The 13,655-nt window shown below is 50.3% G+C and carries 14 protein-coding genes and 4 tRNA genes; 12 read left to right on the top strand and 6 right to left on the bottom strand.

Translation table 11 applies throughout. From position 1 onward, the window contains the following. Window positions 1-52: 52 nt before the first annotated feature. The 8 genes from PsAD13_RS15570 to PsAD13_RS15535 all read left to right on the top strand — a co-directional run bounded on the left by PsAD13_RS15570 (window position 53) and on the right by PsAD13_RS15535 (window position 3,633). On the top strand, window positions 53-340 hold the full coding sequence (locus PsAD13_RS15570; RefSeq protein WP_153040897.1) for a hypothetical protein: 288 nt from the start codon (window positions 53-55) through the stop codon (window positions 338-340). Beyond that, complete coding sequence (locus PsAD13_RS15565; protein ID WP_063318724.1) at window positions 340-996, top strand: hypothetical protein; 657 nt, start codon at window positions 340-342, stop codon at window positions 994-996. The genes PsAD13_RS15570 and PsAD13_RS15565 overlap by 1 nt, the downstream gene beginning before the upstream one ends. Further along, window positions 996-1,214, top strand: coding sequence for a hypothetical protein (locus tag PsAD13_RS15560; RefSeq protein WP_153040896.1), 219 nt, complete (start codon window positions 996-998; stop codon window positions 1,212-1,214). The genes PsAD13_RS15565 and PsAD13_RS15560 overlap by 1 nt, the downstream gene beginning before the upstream one ends. Before the next feature lie 346 nt (window positions 1,215-1,560). Beyond that, entirely contained in the window at window positions 1,561-1,686 is a 126-nt protein-coding gene (locus tag PsAD13_RS28515; RefSeq protein WP_275496459.1) for a hypothetical protein, read from the top strand. Between the two features lie 24 nt (window positions 1,687-1,710). Further along, window positions 1,711-1,914, top strand: a complete 204-nt coding sequence (locus PsAD13_RS15550; RefSeq protein WP_063318721.1) for a hypothetical protein — start codon at window positions 1,711-1,713, stop codon at window positions 1,912-1,914. A 4-nt stretch (window positions 1,915-1,918) separates the two neighbouring features. Continuing rightward, window positions 1,919-2,425 (top strand): hypothetical protein, encoded by a 507-nt coding sequence (locus tag PsAD13_RS15545; protein ID WP_063318720.1) that lies wholly within the window; start codon window positions 1,919-1,921, stop codon window positions 2,423-2,425. Beyond that, window positions 2,391-2,618, top strand: coding sequence for a hypothetical protein (locus PsAD13_RS15540; RefSeq protein WP_063318719.1), 228 nt, complete (start codon window positions 2,391-2,393; stop codon window positions 2,616-2,618). The genes PsAD13_RS15545 and PsAD13_RS15540 overlap by 35 nt, the downstream gene beginning before the upstream one ends. Further along, window positions 2,608-3,633, top strand: coding sequence for a tyrosine-type recombinase/integrase (locus PsAD13_RS15535; protein ID WP_063318718.1), 1,026 nt, complete (start codon window positions 2,608-2,610; stop codon window positions 3,631-3,633). Before PsAD13_RS15540 ends, PsAD13_RS15535 begins: the two co-directional genes overlap by 11 nt. Before the next feature lie 73 nt (window positions 3,634-3,706). Here PsAD13_RS15535 and PsAD13_RS15530 read toward each other — a convergent pair. Next, window positions 3,707-3,783 (bottom strand) — tRNA-Arg (locus tag PsAD13_RS15530). A 79-nt stretch (window positions 3,784-3,862) separates the two neighbouring features. Next, on the bottom strand, window positions 3,863-4,168 hold the full coding sequence (locus PsAD13_RS15525) for an ETC complex I subunit (RefSeq protein WP_057465385.1): 306 nt from the start codon (window positions 4,166-4,168) through the stop codon (window positions 3,863-3,865). Window positions 4,169-4,753: 585 nt separating this feature from the next. Here PsAD13_RS15525 and PsAD13_RS15520 point away from each other — a divergent pair. Then, window positions 4,754-6,244, top strand: a complete 1,491-nt coding sequence (locus PsAD13_RS15520) for an inorganic phosphate transporter (protein WP_193777056.1) — start codon at window positions 4,754-4,756, stop codon at window positions 6,242-6,244. A 355-nt stretch (window positions 6,245-6,599) separates the two neighbouring features. Here PsAD13_RS15520 and PsAD13_RS15515 read toward each other — a convergent pair. The 4 genes from PsAD13_RS15515 to PsAD13_RS15500 all read right to left on the bottom strand — a co-directional run bounded on the left by PsAD13_RS15515 (window position 6,600) and on the right by PsAD13_RS15500 (window position 8,160). Further along, a tRNA-Pro gene (locus PsAD13_RS15515) sits at window positions 6,600-6,676 on the bottom strand. Window positions 6,677-6,698: 22 nt separating this feature from the next. Continuing rightward, window positions 6,699-6,775: transfer RNA gene (locus PsAD13_RS15510), tRNA-Pro, on the bottom strand. A gap of 21 nt (window positions 6,776-6,796) precedes the next feature. Next, window positions 6,797-6,873 (bottom strand) — tRNA-Pro (locus PsAD13_RS15505). 390 nt (window positions 6,874-7,263) lie between these two features. Beyond that, a complete protein-coding gene (locus PsAD13_RS15500) occupies window positions 7,264-8,160 on the bottom strand; it encodes a tetratricopeptide repeat protein (RefSeq protein ID WP_208986665.1) in 897 nt (298 codons plus the stop codon). A 593-nt stretch (window positions 8,161-8,753) separates the two neighbouring features. Here PsAD13_RS15500 and parE point away from each other — a divergent pair. The 3 genes from parE to PsAD13_RS15485 all read left to right on the top strand — a co-directional run bounded on the left by parE (window position 8,754) and on the right by PsAD13_RS15485 (window position 13,654). After that, complete coding sequence (parE, locus tag PsAD13_RS15495) at window positions 8,754-10,844, top strand: DNA topoisomerase IV subunit B (RefSeq protein WP_063318716.1); 2,091 nt, start codon at window positions 8,754-8,756, stop codon at window positions 10,842-10,844. Between the two features lie 207 nt (window positions 10,845-11,051). Beyond that, window positions 11,052-12,485 (top strand): DEAD/DEAH box helicase, encoded by a 1,434-nt coding sequence (locus PsAD13_RS15490; protein ID WP_063318715.1) that lies wholly within the window; start codon window positions 11,052-11,054, stop codon window positions 12,483-12,485. Window positions 12,486-12,595: 110 nt separating this feature from the next. Beyond that, a complete protein-coding gene (locus PsAD13_RS15485) occupies window positions 12,596-13,654 on the top strand; it encodes a GGDEF domain-containing protein (protein WP_057465157.1) in 1,059 nt (352 codons plus the stop codon). Window position 13,655 lies beyond the last annotated feature (1 nt).

Raw genomic sequence — 13,655 nt, 5'->3', positions numbered from 1 at the left:
ACACAAATCATTTGTGGCAGCCTTGCTCAAAGTCGAGGAGATAGAGGAAGAGTTGGCTGACACGATTGGAGGTTGTGAAGGATGCGACACTCCAATTTTTGAAGACACCCCCCACTTCACATACGGAGATGACGTCACCGTATGCGCTGAGTGTGCGCCAACCCTGAGCAGCATCCTCGCTGATTATCGGCAGGCTCTTTCGCTCAGAAATCCTGACTATGAAAGCTTTGGCTGTTCGTCGCTTGAAGAGTTCAAGCACAAAGCCGAAGCATGTGAACGCGATCTGAAGGAGAACGGTGACCGAAAGCTATTGACGTCCTATGGGGAGGCTAAATCCTAATGGCCATCAGACCAATCCTATTCTCCGGCCCTATGGTTCGTGCTCTTTTGGAAGGGCACAAGACCCAAACACGAAGGATTGTTAAAGGCGTCCGCAACGACAATACACTGCAGATCAAGAAACCAACAAAAACAAAAATGGGCGTGATCACCCATGTTATTGACGCCCCAAAACATGGACTGCTTCAGCATGCAATAGGCGACCTTTTGTGGGTACGTGAAACATGGGCGCGGATTGAAGAAGTTGAATGTGGTTGCTCTGAGATATGCGGATGCCCGCAAGTCGGTGAAATTCGGTATCGGGCAACTGTTGGTGATGACGAGCGTCGCTGGAAACCCTCAATATTCATGCCACGCCAGCATTCACGCATCACTCTCGAGGTTACTGGCGTGCGGGTGGAGCTACTTCAGAAAATCTCTGCCGCAGATGCTGTATCTGAAGGCATGCAGCTAAAACGCTGGATCACCGGCAACTATCCAGAGCATGATATCGGCGTTGAACGCGAGAACGAAGTTCTCCGGGATAAGTTTCGAAGACTCTGGGACTCCCTCAACAAAGACCGTGGCTTTGGCTGGGATGCAAACCCATGGGCCACAGTAACGGAGTTCAAGGTTCACAAGTGCAACGTTGATGAGTTTTCGAAGGAGGCTGCGTGATGACTACAGAGGCAATACTTAAGTGGCGGTCAATGGAAACATACCAGAGCGGCGGCATGGCCTTGTTCTGGGTCGATACTGGTTACGATCAGTATCCTGTCTACGGCTATATCAACATCGATGGTGAAATCTGGGATGACAACGATGCAGGCTATGGAGATGGAAATAACGCTGTCTTGTGGTCTGAGTTCAGCCCTCCCAAGCCCGACTTAAACTAAGTCCAACTAATGCCTGTGAGTGAAATGGCTAATTTAAATTGGGAAGATGCAACGAGCTACGACAAGTACGATGAGCGCAGAGTGCAAACGTGCTGGTCGCTTAAATCTGGTGCGCTTGTAATCACGATTACAAAAAGAAACATCCGCTACCAAGGAGAGTGGGTATTGAGTTGTCGTAGCGTTGGATTAGACGCGGTCCTGCTTGGGCCTATTGCGCGCTTGGATGCTACTGAGGCCAAGAGGGAAGCGCTGCGGATTGTTATGTCGCGAGTAAGTAAAATTAAGATGGGTGTTCAGGCTTTAAGTACTTTGTCTGAGCAATCCAACAAAGTCCGGTAGGTGAAGAATGAAGTACTTAGCAATCATCATTACGCCATTCATTTGGCACTGGCCGCACATCGATCGGAGTCTGAGTGCTGATTATGTCGTGCGCTTTGGCCCGTTCAACATCACTGGCCCATTTCGCGATTAGTCCAACAACCCCATGAGGTGACGCATGTTGCAGAGGTATCTGACGCAGCAAGACGAAGGAAAAACGTTTAGTCGCGAGGGTGGGTGTTCGGTCAAAATGCTCAACGTTGGACCACATAACGCTGTTGCCGTTGAGCGACAAAGTGGCCGCTACTTTCTATTCATGCTCGATGGTCGAGGTTATGGGGCAACTCATAGTCTGATCGAGCAATCCCATGAAGGCGGGTAAACCAATGGAACAGATCAAACTAAATGAAGATGCGCTCAAGCTAGTTCCTCGCATACCAACACAAGCAATGATGAATGCAGGTCTTTACCAGTCGAGCCATGATAGTGAATGGGAAGATATCTACTCGAATTGGGTAGACATGGTAGAGGCGGCCCCTGAGCACCCAGACGAGGTAATGCAAATCCTTAAGTCCCATCCTTCAGCACTGCGCTCAATCATAGAGCAGAGTATGAAGCCGCTAGAGTGGGAAGAAGGGATATTGATCGGTGCGCAAGTCCCCGCTGGTGAATATCAAATATTCTCACCAGACCGCGTAGATCAAGATTGGAGAATTCAACTTCGATTGAGTCCTCGTAGTTCAGCGTATCCATCATATGAGAAACTTAACTCTGTGAAAAGTAAGGAAGAGGCCAAAGAAGCCTGCCAGCGCCATCACACAGGGCAAATCCTGAAGCTATTCAACTTAGGGGGCGTAGATGCAAAGACTACTAAGCAAGCAGCAGGCAGCTGAGTACTGTGGCCTTTCTGTAAGTGGCTTTGATAACTGGATTGAGAAGGGGCTTGCGCCCCCTCCTCTTCCCGGCACCCAGCGCTGGGACAAGAAGGCCATTGATCTGCACTTCGATAGAATGTCAGGGTTGCAGCCAAAAGCAGACAACGAAAACCCACTTGACAGTTGGCTGGAGGCGCGTCGTGCGAGTTAAGTTGAAAGGCATACACCGGATTAAGAGCCGTGGCCGGTATTACTACTATGCATGGAGAGGTGGCCCAAGACTTCAGGGAGAACCTGGCACTCCTGAGTTCGTTGTAAGCTACAACGCCGTACACCAAAAAGGGAAAGAGGTTTCCCTTGATACGGTCAAAGGACTGGTGGCAACCTATAAAGCGTCAGCTGAGTATCTCAATCTTGCAGATACAACGCGTCGGGACTACTCATCTGTTTTTAAAATGATTGAAGACGACTTTGGAGATATGCCAACTACAGCGCTAAAGGACTCGCGTGTAAGGCATGTTTTCAAGAAGTGGCGGGATGCGCATGCGCAGACACCTCGAAAGGCGGATCGCATGTGGTCTGTTCTGAAGCGGATCTTCTCGCATAGCATAGACAATGGGATCATCGATATAAACCCCTGCGCGGGCGGAGGGCGCCTCTACAAGAATACTCGTGTTTCCTCTGTCTGGACCAAGGATGAGGTGGAATTAATGCGCACAAGAGCGCCCTACTCGATCTGGGCAGCACTTTCACTCGCCTTACACACCGGACAACGTCAGGGAGACATCCTCGCGTTGCAGTGGTCAAACGTTAAAGATCAGCACATCCAGCTAGCTCAGGCGAAAACGGGAAAGGAAGTGAGTATCCGAATCTCACAAGAACTGCGGATCGTTGTCGAGGAGCTGAAGAGAAGACAGAAAGGCAGCGAGCAACTATCTACTTTCGTGCTGACCAACTCACGCGGAAAACCTTGGACAAGTGATGGCTTTAAGACTTCATGGTCGAAAGCTATGAAAGCAGCCGAAGTGTCGGGAAGAACTTTCCATGATTTGCGCGGCACTGCGGTTACAAGGTGGGCTGAAGCAGGAGCAACAGTTCCGCAGATTGCTGCCCTATCCGGGCATAGCCTCAAAGATGTGGAAACCATCTTAGAAAAGCACTATCTGAGCAAAACTCAGACGCTTGGCGATCAAGTAATATTGGGAATGGATCGAGCCAGAAAGTGAACAGAACTGTAAAACACGCTGTAAAACAGTCGGGTCCGTTTTCAAAAGTACGGCTCTAACTCATTGAAATAATTGGCGATCCCTGCAGGATTCGAACCTGCGACCGTCGGCTTAGAAGGCCGGTGCTCTATCCAGCTGAGCTAAGGGACCGCTTTTGCAAGGGCGAGTGGATCGCTCGTTGCGTGGGATGTTTCATAAGGCCGTTAGAGAATAATCTCAATGCTGAAACTTAATGTGTCCACGGAGATAATCTGTCAAAACGGAAATTATCTGAATAGGATGCGCGGCGGTGCTTGCGTTTGCTCTCTTCGTCAACACGGTATGCAACATTGTTGCGTGTTGCGTAGGCGACCGCTTCTTCCTTGGTCGGGAACTTCAGCTTTACCTGCTGCTTCATATCACCTGATGACGTATAGCCCATCAGCGGATCAATGGATTTTGGGGACTGTGGATCGAACTCCAGCACCCAATTGTTGGTTTTGGCTGTTCCGGACTGCATTGCAGTTTTGGCTGGATTGTAAATGCGAGCTACCATGTAACCTCTCTTTTTCGCATTGGATTCGGAAACACACTCTCCAACGCGATATACCAGTTTTCCTGTTTCTTCTCCAATTATGCCATTGGTGTCAATGCACTTGGTCAAGCTATACCGATTTCTCTTAGTAAATAGCTATAGATGCACTCATTGCGGCCTTAAGTGCAATAATTGCGCTAACCGATGCAATAATTGCGGTTTTATTTCCAGTATTACCGGACTTGACGTTGAGCGAATTTTAATTAAGAAATTGCGAAGCTTTCGTGATATTTCTGTGACTAGTTACTTCTCCAAAGTTTATAGGTAATTTTAACTTGAAATATACCGGAGACAAAACTAGTTTGCGCGCGAACTGAGCGTTCACCGGAAATAAAAGCGCTTGAAGGTAGCTTCAATACACAAAGTTCCTCGAGTGTTTTTCTGGTGCCCGCTCATTTGAGGGCAACACTGCCACATTCAAGATGTGCGCTCGCCTGCCTTTGTCCTGTGATGAAGGGAGGGTGCAAAATTGTAGTCAGGTGTTATGCCTGCTACCAGGTGCATGAGAAACTACGCGAAGAAGACGCGGCGAAAAAAGTATACAGCATGTCTAACCTTAGAAAAAAGCCTACTCTAGACAAAGACTTAGAAAAGTTTTCCAGGCTAGAGCTGGCCGGCAATGCAATGGCACGTCCATTGGTTGCTCCTGCGGTCGCATTTGTTTTTCTAATGTTCGCTATGGCGATGGCTGGTTTTTATGTCTCTGACCATCCAAACGCTATTATTATTGTTGCTGCTGCTGGTATTGGTGCTTATCTGGCGATTAATATCGGTGCAAATGATGTAGCAAACAATGTGGGCCCATCCGTCGGCTCAAAGGCTCTTACTATTGGCGGCGCCCTGCTGCTTGCGGCCATTTTTGAGAGTGCTGGCGCTTTGATTGCCGGTGGTGACGTCGTGAAGACGGTCTCCAAGGGCATTATCGACGCAACGCAAATTACAGACTACACAGACTTTGTGAAGCTGATGCTCGCGGCGCTGATCTCTGCGGCTGTCTGGCTGAACCTTGCAACATGGATCGGTGCTCCCGTCTCCACCACCCACTCTATCGTTGGTGGTGTGATGGGCGGCGGTATTGCTGCTGCTGGCTTTGGCTCTGTCAGCTGGGGCACCATGTCCGGCATTGCTGCAAGCTGGGTCATCTCTCCAGTTCTGGGTGGTATTATTGCGGCCCTGTTCCTGGCCTTCATCAAATCCTTTATTATCTACCAACAAGACAAGATTGCTGCTGCCCGTCGCTGGGTGCCGCTGTTGATCGCGATTATGGCCGCTGCGTTTGCTACTTATCTGGCAATGAAGGGCCTGAAGAAGATCGTAAAGATCGACATTGAGGTCGCTCTGCTGCTTGGCGCAATTGCCTTTGTTGCTGCACTGGCTATTTGTCGTCCGTTAATCCGCAAGCAGTCTGAAGGTATGGAAAACCGGAACCAGTCCCTGCGTATCCTGTTCCGCTGGCCTTTGATTTTCTCCGCAGCGCTTCTTTCCTTCGCCCACGGTGCGAACGATGTTGCGAATGCGATTGGTCCTCTTGCTGCGATCGTGCACACCGTTCAGGAAGGTGGCATTGCGAAAGCTGTGACAATTCCTCTCTGGGTTATGCTGATCGGTGCGTTTGGTATTTCTTTCGGTCTGATGCTGTTTGGTCCTAAGCTGATCCGTATGGTCGGCGAGAAGATTACCAAGCTGAACCCGATGCGCGCTTACTGCGTCTCCCTTTCTGCTGCGATCACAGTGATCTTCGCGAGCTGGCTGGGACTACCGGTGAGCTCTACTCACATTGCCGTTGGCGCAATCTTCGGCGTTGGCTTCTTCCGTGAGTGGTACACAATGAAGTCCAAGCGTCGTATTGCTTTCGTGAAAGAAAGCACCGGCATGGAAAGCTATAAGCAAAACACTGTGAAAGAAGACGAAAAGCGCCGCATGCTGGTGCGTCGCTCGCACTTCATGACCATCATTGCGGCTTGGGTGATTACGGTTCCGTTGGCCGCAATCCTGTCAGCCGCTCTGTTCTACGTGCTGGATCTCTTCGTGTTCTAAGCAGGTTTCACAGTTGTACGATTTAAGAAGCCCGGAGGCCCTCGCCTTCGGGCTTTTTCTATGTGCGCATTGGCTGTAGTTTTATGGTGAGGATTGCAGCTTCTCAGTAGAGCATTTTAAAGGGGTCGTAGAGCGCTAGCTTGCACTTAGGGTGGCCCTATGTCGAGACTGAATGAGGAGCGCTGTCAGCAACCTTCCTTGCTCGTTTTAATCAAAGAGCGGTGCTGCTGAATGAGACGTGCGACAGTAGATGCAAATGGAGCGCTACTTTGTGCAGATTTGAGGGCACAAAAGCATAAAAGGCAGCGATGCTGACTATTTAAATTATGAAATTTAGGGGAAGAAGAAGGGAAGATGGTCGGAGCAGCAGGATTCGAACCTGCGACCCTCTGGTCCCAAACCAGATGCGCTACCAGGCTGCGCTATGCTCCGAACTAATCTTCGGGTCGATAGATGGTCGGAGCAGCAGGATTCGAACCTGCGACCCTCTGGTCCCAAACCAGATGCGCTACCAGGCTGCGCTATGCTCCGATCTATCTTCGTGTTGATGAATGGTCGGAGCAGCAGGATTCGAACCTGCGACCCTCTGGTCCCAAACCAGATGCGCTACCAGGCTGCGCTATGCTCCGATCTCATCAACGTGACGCCCCGCGGCGTCTTGTTGAGGCAGGTATATAGGCAGAGTTTTAAAGCTTGGCAAGCGTGTTTTATAGTTTTTCCCAAATCATGCGAGAAAATTTCAAAAACTGCATCCTGCTGTTGAAAAGACTGAAATTTCAGAGGCTTAAACAATGCACGTGAAGACTGTGAAAATTTTAGCTTTTCTGCGACGTGCAGACAAAAAAAGAGGGTGAGCGCAAAAGGCTCACCCCAAGTACATTCCAGAGACCCGCAATCGGGGTCTACAATCGCCAAACAGAGGTCAATAACAAAACTTGAATATTGAACTCATGTTTTAAATCGCAGAAATAACCTGAGTGGTCAAGTCATATTTCAAAAGAAAGCCAGAAGGGAGTGGATTAGTTGCTTGAAGCAATCACGTGGCCGCGCTTAACCAGCCATGCATCTGCCCATTCAGCAGAATTGCGACGCTCTTTTTCTGAGGCGAGAGAAAATGCCTTCTCGTGGAGAGAGACGATCCAGGCGTCATTATCACCGCCAACCACTTGCCGGCGTGCCAGGGTCATCCATTTGAGACCTGTCATGCGTGCGGTTGTCAGTTCTTCTGTAAAGTACAGCAGTTCACCAAATTTGGCCTGCGCTCCGACATGGCCTTTTACGGCTGCAAGCTTCAACCAGCGGGCAGCCAGACGGCGATCATAATCTGGCAGCTTATCGTTGAGATACATGATGCCGAGATTGTACTGCGCATCCGCATCTCCAAAGTAGGAGGCAGCATAAGTGAACACCTCACGTGCTTTGTGCGTGTTCTGTTTAACCGGGCTGTCGCCAATACCTGTCAGGAAGTAGCGGCCCAGTTCAACAAGAGCGCTTGCGACAAATGGGGCTGAGCGTGCTTTGGGGCCATCGGAGGAATATTCGCGCACGACCTGGGAAAAATACTGAAACGCCTGAAGATCATCTTCCGGCACACCGTCTCCTTGCGCGTACATCCTGCCGAGCTTCCAGGCTGCCATAGCCTGTCCGTTTTCAGCAGCGTAGCGAAGTGGAGAGAGTGCCTTGTCTTTTTCACCGGAGTAGTAAGCGCGGGCCCCTTCCCTTAAGGCTTGCTGAGGTGTGACATTTGCCATCTGATTGACGGCAGCCATTGCACTTGCGCTTTTGTTGGTATCCAGAGCATGTGCACTGTTGAGTGCGAGAAGGGTAAGAACCGAGGCGCAGCTCAAGCTTGTTACAAGACGCGTCAACGCATTGTGGTGCGTTCCCATTTCATCTTTAAACAGAGCTTTTATCAAAGTGCCTCACTTGACCACTGCCTACTTGTCAGTGGTTCTGACTTCTTATCTTTTCATACCGTCGTTGTGTGATCAGGCTATGAAAGGAAAAAATGTCAATTTTGTTTCCAAAGGTGACATACCTTCAAATTGTCACAAATGATCTTACAAATGCCTAGCTTTCTATCTGATTGACAAAAATCCTACACAGTTCGACCATCTCTCAAACATGGACAAGGCAAACTATCCAATTTGCCATTCATGAACCAGTGTCAGTTTCCACCATTCGGGTCAGCGCAAAATGCTGTTGCATGCTCGCAACAATCTGCAGCAGATGACGTAACTGCCGTGTGCATGTCCGGTGTAAAGTTTTGATCACAGGCCTTGGGGCAATCACAAATGCTATTTGTATTTTCGCCGCGAATGGCGCATATGGCATCAGATGCCCGCTTTTGGTGGGGTTCGGCACATTCAGGTAAGCGAAAAGGCGTATGTCTGGCGCTTACCCACAAGGAACAAGAGTAGAACTCCGGCAGATCTTTGCCCTTTTCTCTCAGTCCTGCAAGACTGCCGTTTGATTCGAGACTATTTAAGCGCAAGACCAAAGAGGTACGATGAGCACGCCTGATGATCTGTTTGCAGATGTTACCAAAAGCATGGATGAGCTGACATCCTCTTCTGGCAGCACTGAAAAGAAACAAGCACCAGCTGCAAGCGCACCGACCTCACCTGCAAAGCCATCATCCGCAGGCAAGGCCGCTCCTGTCGGTGCTGAGGGTGATTACACCGCAGCTGACATTGAAGTGCTTGAAGGCCTGGAGCCTGTGCGTCGCCGTCCGGGGATGTATATTGGCGGCACGGATGAAAAAGCGCTGCACCACCTGTTCGCTGAAGTGATTGACAACTCCATGGATGAGGCCGTTGCAGGCCACGCCAGCTGGATTGATGTCTCCCTGGGCGATGATGGCTATCTGACCATTACAGATAATGGCCGCGGTATCCCGATTGATCCGCATCCTAAATATAAAGACAAGTCCGCGCTGGAAGTCATCATGACGACCCTGCATGCCGGCGGTAAGTTTGACAGCAAAGTCTATGAGACCTCTGGTGGTCTGCATGGTGTGGGTATTTCCGTTGTAAACGCGCTCTCCGAAGAATTGGTCGTTGAGGTTGCGCGTAACCGCAAGCTGTATCGCCAGACGTTCCGTCGTGGCCTTGCTGATGGCGGCCTTGAGCTGGTTGGGGATGTTCACAACCGCCGTGGCACCATGGTGCGGTTTAAGCCGGATGCGGAAATATTCGGCAAGACACTCAAGTTCAAACCCGCCCGTTTGATGAAGATGGCGCGTTCCAAGGCCTACCTGTTTGGCGGTGTGGAGATTCGTTGGCGCTGTGCCAAGACTCTTGCCGATGAAGCCAATGGAGTGCCTGAGACTGCGACTTTCCATTTCCCTGGCGGCCTGAAGGATTATCTGGAAGAGGCTCTTGGGAAAGAGCGCCGTGTTACTGACGAAGTTTTTGCAGGCCGGACACAGGCGACAGGTAAGCATGGCTCAGTTGAATGGGCTGTTGCCTGGTTTGCTGGCGACGGGTTTGTCAACTCTTACTGTAACACTGTTCCGACACCTGAAGGTGGCACGCATGAAACGGGCCTGCGCTATGCCCTGCTCCGCGGCCTGAAGGCCTATGGCGAGCTGATTGGCAACAAGAAGGCTTCCATTATTACGGGTGACGACGTTTTAACGTCAGCAGCTGGTATGCTTTCCGTGTTCGTGCGCGAGCCTGAGTTTGTTGGTCAGACAAAAGACAAGCTGGCCACGAATGAGGCAACCCGTATTGCTGAAAACGCCGTCCGCGATGCGTTTGACCACTGGCTGACCGCTTCTCCTAATCAGGCAAACAAACTGCTTGAGTGGGTCGTTGATCGTGCTGAAGAACGTTTGAAGCGTCGCCAGGAGAAAGACGTCGCGCGTAAAACTGCAGTTCGTCGCCTTCGTCTGCCGGGCAAGCTCGCAGATTGCTCTACAAGCAAATCTGATGGCACTGAGCTGTTTATCGTGGAGGGTGATTCCGCGGGTGGCTCAGCAAAACAAGCTCGTAATCGTGCAACACAGGCTGTTCTGCCATTGCGTGGTAAGATCCTGAACGTTGCGAACGCTGGCCGGGACAAGCTGGTCGCAAACCAATTGCTGTCAGATCTCATTCAAGCCCTTGGGTGTGGGACGCGATCCAACTACGATGACAAAGATCTGCGCTATGAGCGTATTGTCATTATGACTGATGCGGACGTTGATGGGGCGCATATCGCAGCCCTTCTCATCACATTCTTTTATAAAGAGATGCCGGATTTGGTCAATAACGGTCACCTCTACCTTGCTGTTCCTCCGCTGTACCGGATCAGTCAGGGTGGTAAGACGCTTTATGCCCGTGATGACGAACATCGTGAGCAGCTTTTGAAAACCAGCTTCAAGAAGAATGGCAAGATCGAAATTGGCCGCTTTAAGGGGCTTGGTGAGATGTTGCCTGCTCAGCTGAAGGAAACCACCATGGATCCGAAGCGTCGGACGCTGCTTAAAGTGGTTGTTGGCGAGGATGAAGTGAGTGAAACCCGCAATGCGGTTGAGCAGCTGATGGGCAATAAACCTGAGGCGCGCTTCAACTTTATTCAGGAACGAGCAGAGTTCGCGACTGATCTGGATATTTAAAAGACACTTAATTCTGAATAGTTGCTGAGTTTTGCGTAGGTTATAACTCGGCAACCTTGGCATAACTTGAAGGAATATATCGGTTATACCGCAGAATTTATTGACAACGCTGCTTAGAAATGTAGTGTTCCGCCAAACTGGTTGGAGAAACCTGTAACTCATACGGCTTCCAGCTTCTCTCCTCAATTATCGTAAAGAACATGAAATATGTCGTTTTCCACTCTCGGACTTAGTGAGAAAGTTCTCGCCGCTGTAGAAGCCTCTGGCTATACAGAACCGACTGCCATTCAGGCAGGCGCCATCCCTTACGTTCTCGAACGTAGAGATGTCCTCGGGATTGCTCAAACTGGAACCGGGAAAACGGCAAGCTTTACGCTGCCGATGATTACTCTTCTGGAAAAAGGCCGTGCGCGCGCCCGGATGCCAAGAACTCTTATTCTTGAGCCGACCCGTGAGCTTGCAGCGCAGGTGGAAGACAACTTCAATCGATATGGCGTCAATCACAAGCTGAACGTCGCACTGCTGATCGGCGGTGTTTCCTTTGCTGAGCAGGACCGCAAGCTTGAGCGTGGCGCTGATGTTCTGATCGCAACACCTGGCCGCCTGCTTGATCATTTCGAGCGCGGTAAGCTGCTGTTGCAAGGCGTTGATATCCTCGTGATCGATGAAGCCGACCGCATGCTAGACATGGGCTTCATTCCAGACATCGAGCGCATCTGTAAACTTATCCCGTTCACGCGTCAGACCCTGTTCTTCTCAGCAACTATGCCGACTGAGATTCAGCGTTTGACTGACACGTTCTTGCAGAACCCTGCAAAGGTGGAAGTGGCAAAAGCTTCTACAACAGCGGATACTGTGACGCAGCGCATTGCGGCGGCTGATGCGGAAGACTACGAGAAGCGCGCGAAATTGCGTGAGCTGATCGAAGGTGCTGAAGATCTGCAGAATGCGATCGTGTTCTGTAACCGCAAACGCGATGTAGCTACCCTCTTCCGTTCGCTTGTGCGTCATGAGTTCTCTGTTGGTGCACTTCACGGTGACATGGACCAGCGCTCTCGCATGACCATGCTGGACAACTTTAAAAAGGGTCACATCAAGGTTCTGGTGGCCAGTGATGTTGCTGCACGTGGTCTTGACATTCCAACCGTGAGCCACGTCTTTAACTTTGATCTTCCTATTCATGCAGAAGATTACGTCCACCGTATTGGACGTACCGGGCGTGCAGGCCGTGAAGGCACTGCGATTTCCATTGTGACGGGCAAGGACCAGAAAGCATTGCAAGCGATTAACGACGTGATTGGTAAAGAGCTCGAGTGGGTCGGAGAGCCGGTTGATTTCTCCAAGCCTGCCGATGACAAAAAGTCTCGCCGCCGTTCTACCCGCACTCCAAAAGAAAAAAGCCGCTCACGCAAGCCTAAGGCTGAAGTTCAAGAAGCAGCAGTTCAGGAAACCGAATCTGTACCAGCTGGCCTTGAAGAGCAACCTTTGGTTCCAATGCACGCTGAGCGTCGTGCTGCTCCACCTCGTCCAAGAGGCGGTCGCCGCGCTAATCAACCTAAAGATGATGCGATTTTCCGTAATGCAAGCCATGTTCCGGCCTTCCTGCTGCGGGAAACTCGTTCCAAAGTTCAAAGCCGATAGCCCATTTTCCTGAGGTTAACCACTGGTTAGGTATATCCCATTAAATAAGCTAATGTTAAATTAGCTTATTAATTATGGGGTAGCCCTTTCCGTGACGCGGTGATGCAATCATGAGTCAAGAAGACGAGTTCAAGCGTACGATTGTTTATGCAGACAGTGCGCTCGATTACATCAAGACGAATAAGCTTCCAGCGTTTCCACGCAACTATGAGCTGTGGTATTCTTACGCTTCCGGGTTTAACCGGGCCCTGAACCGGACCATCAATAAGATTCTTGCCCGTGATGGCAAAATTTCTCCTGAAGAGACTCAGAAGATCTATAACCGCTTTTTATCGCCGAACCGTTTGGGTGAGCGCATTGACGAAGTTGGCGACAAGATCTCCGAGGAAGTTCGGGAATTGATTTCTGCGCTTGATAAGGGAACACTCAAAACCACCGAATACGGTGAAGAGCTGGCCCGTACATTGAGCGCTCTTGAGAACGTCAGTGATCGTTCTCAACTTTCCCAACTTGTCATTCATCTTGCAAAACTGACCACTGAAACCGCTGAGAGCAATCAAGAGCTTCGCGAACAGCTGGTTGATTCTCGCCGTCAGATCGGTGTCTTGCAAGAAGGTTTGGAGGCGATCCGTTATGAATCGCTCACCGATGAACTGACCACACTGAACAACCGCAAGCATTTCGATCAGAGTCTTGTGCGTGCGGTTAAGGAGACAGAAGAGAGCCATGCTCCCCTCTCCTTGTTGATTTCAGATATCGATCACTTCAAGCAGTTTAATGACAACTACGGACACCAGACCGGCGACCAGGTTCTTCGACTTGTGGCGCTGGCGGTGAAGCAGAATGTCAAGAACAACGATATTGCGTGTCGTTATGGTGGTGAAGAGTTTGGCATCATTCTGCCAAGAACCACCATTGAAGATGCAAAGGTGATTGCTGAGAAGGTCCGTAAGAACGTTGTGGCGAAAGAACTCGTGAAGCGTTCTACCGGTGAGAACCTTGGTCGCATAACGATCTCTATTGGCATTTCAACTTTCCGGCCTGGCGACAGTGCAGAAAGCATGGTGTCTCGTGCGGACCTTGCGCTTTATGCTGCCAAGAAAGCTGGCCGCAACCTCGTGAAAGCTGAGGAAGAGAAGAAGATCCCCAGCGTGACACAGGTTGCTTAAG

It is taken from the genome of Pseudovibrio sp. Ad13, from assembly GCF_001623225.1.
Classification (GTDB): Bacteria; Pseudomonadota; Alphaproteobacteria; order Rhizobiales; family Stappiaceae; genus Pseudovibrio.
The sequence above is the reverse complement of the archived record's forward strand: the minus strand, read 5'-3'. Positions and strand labels throughout refer to the sequence as shown.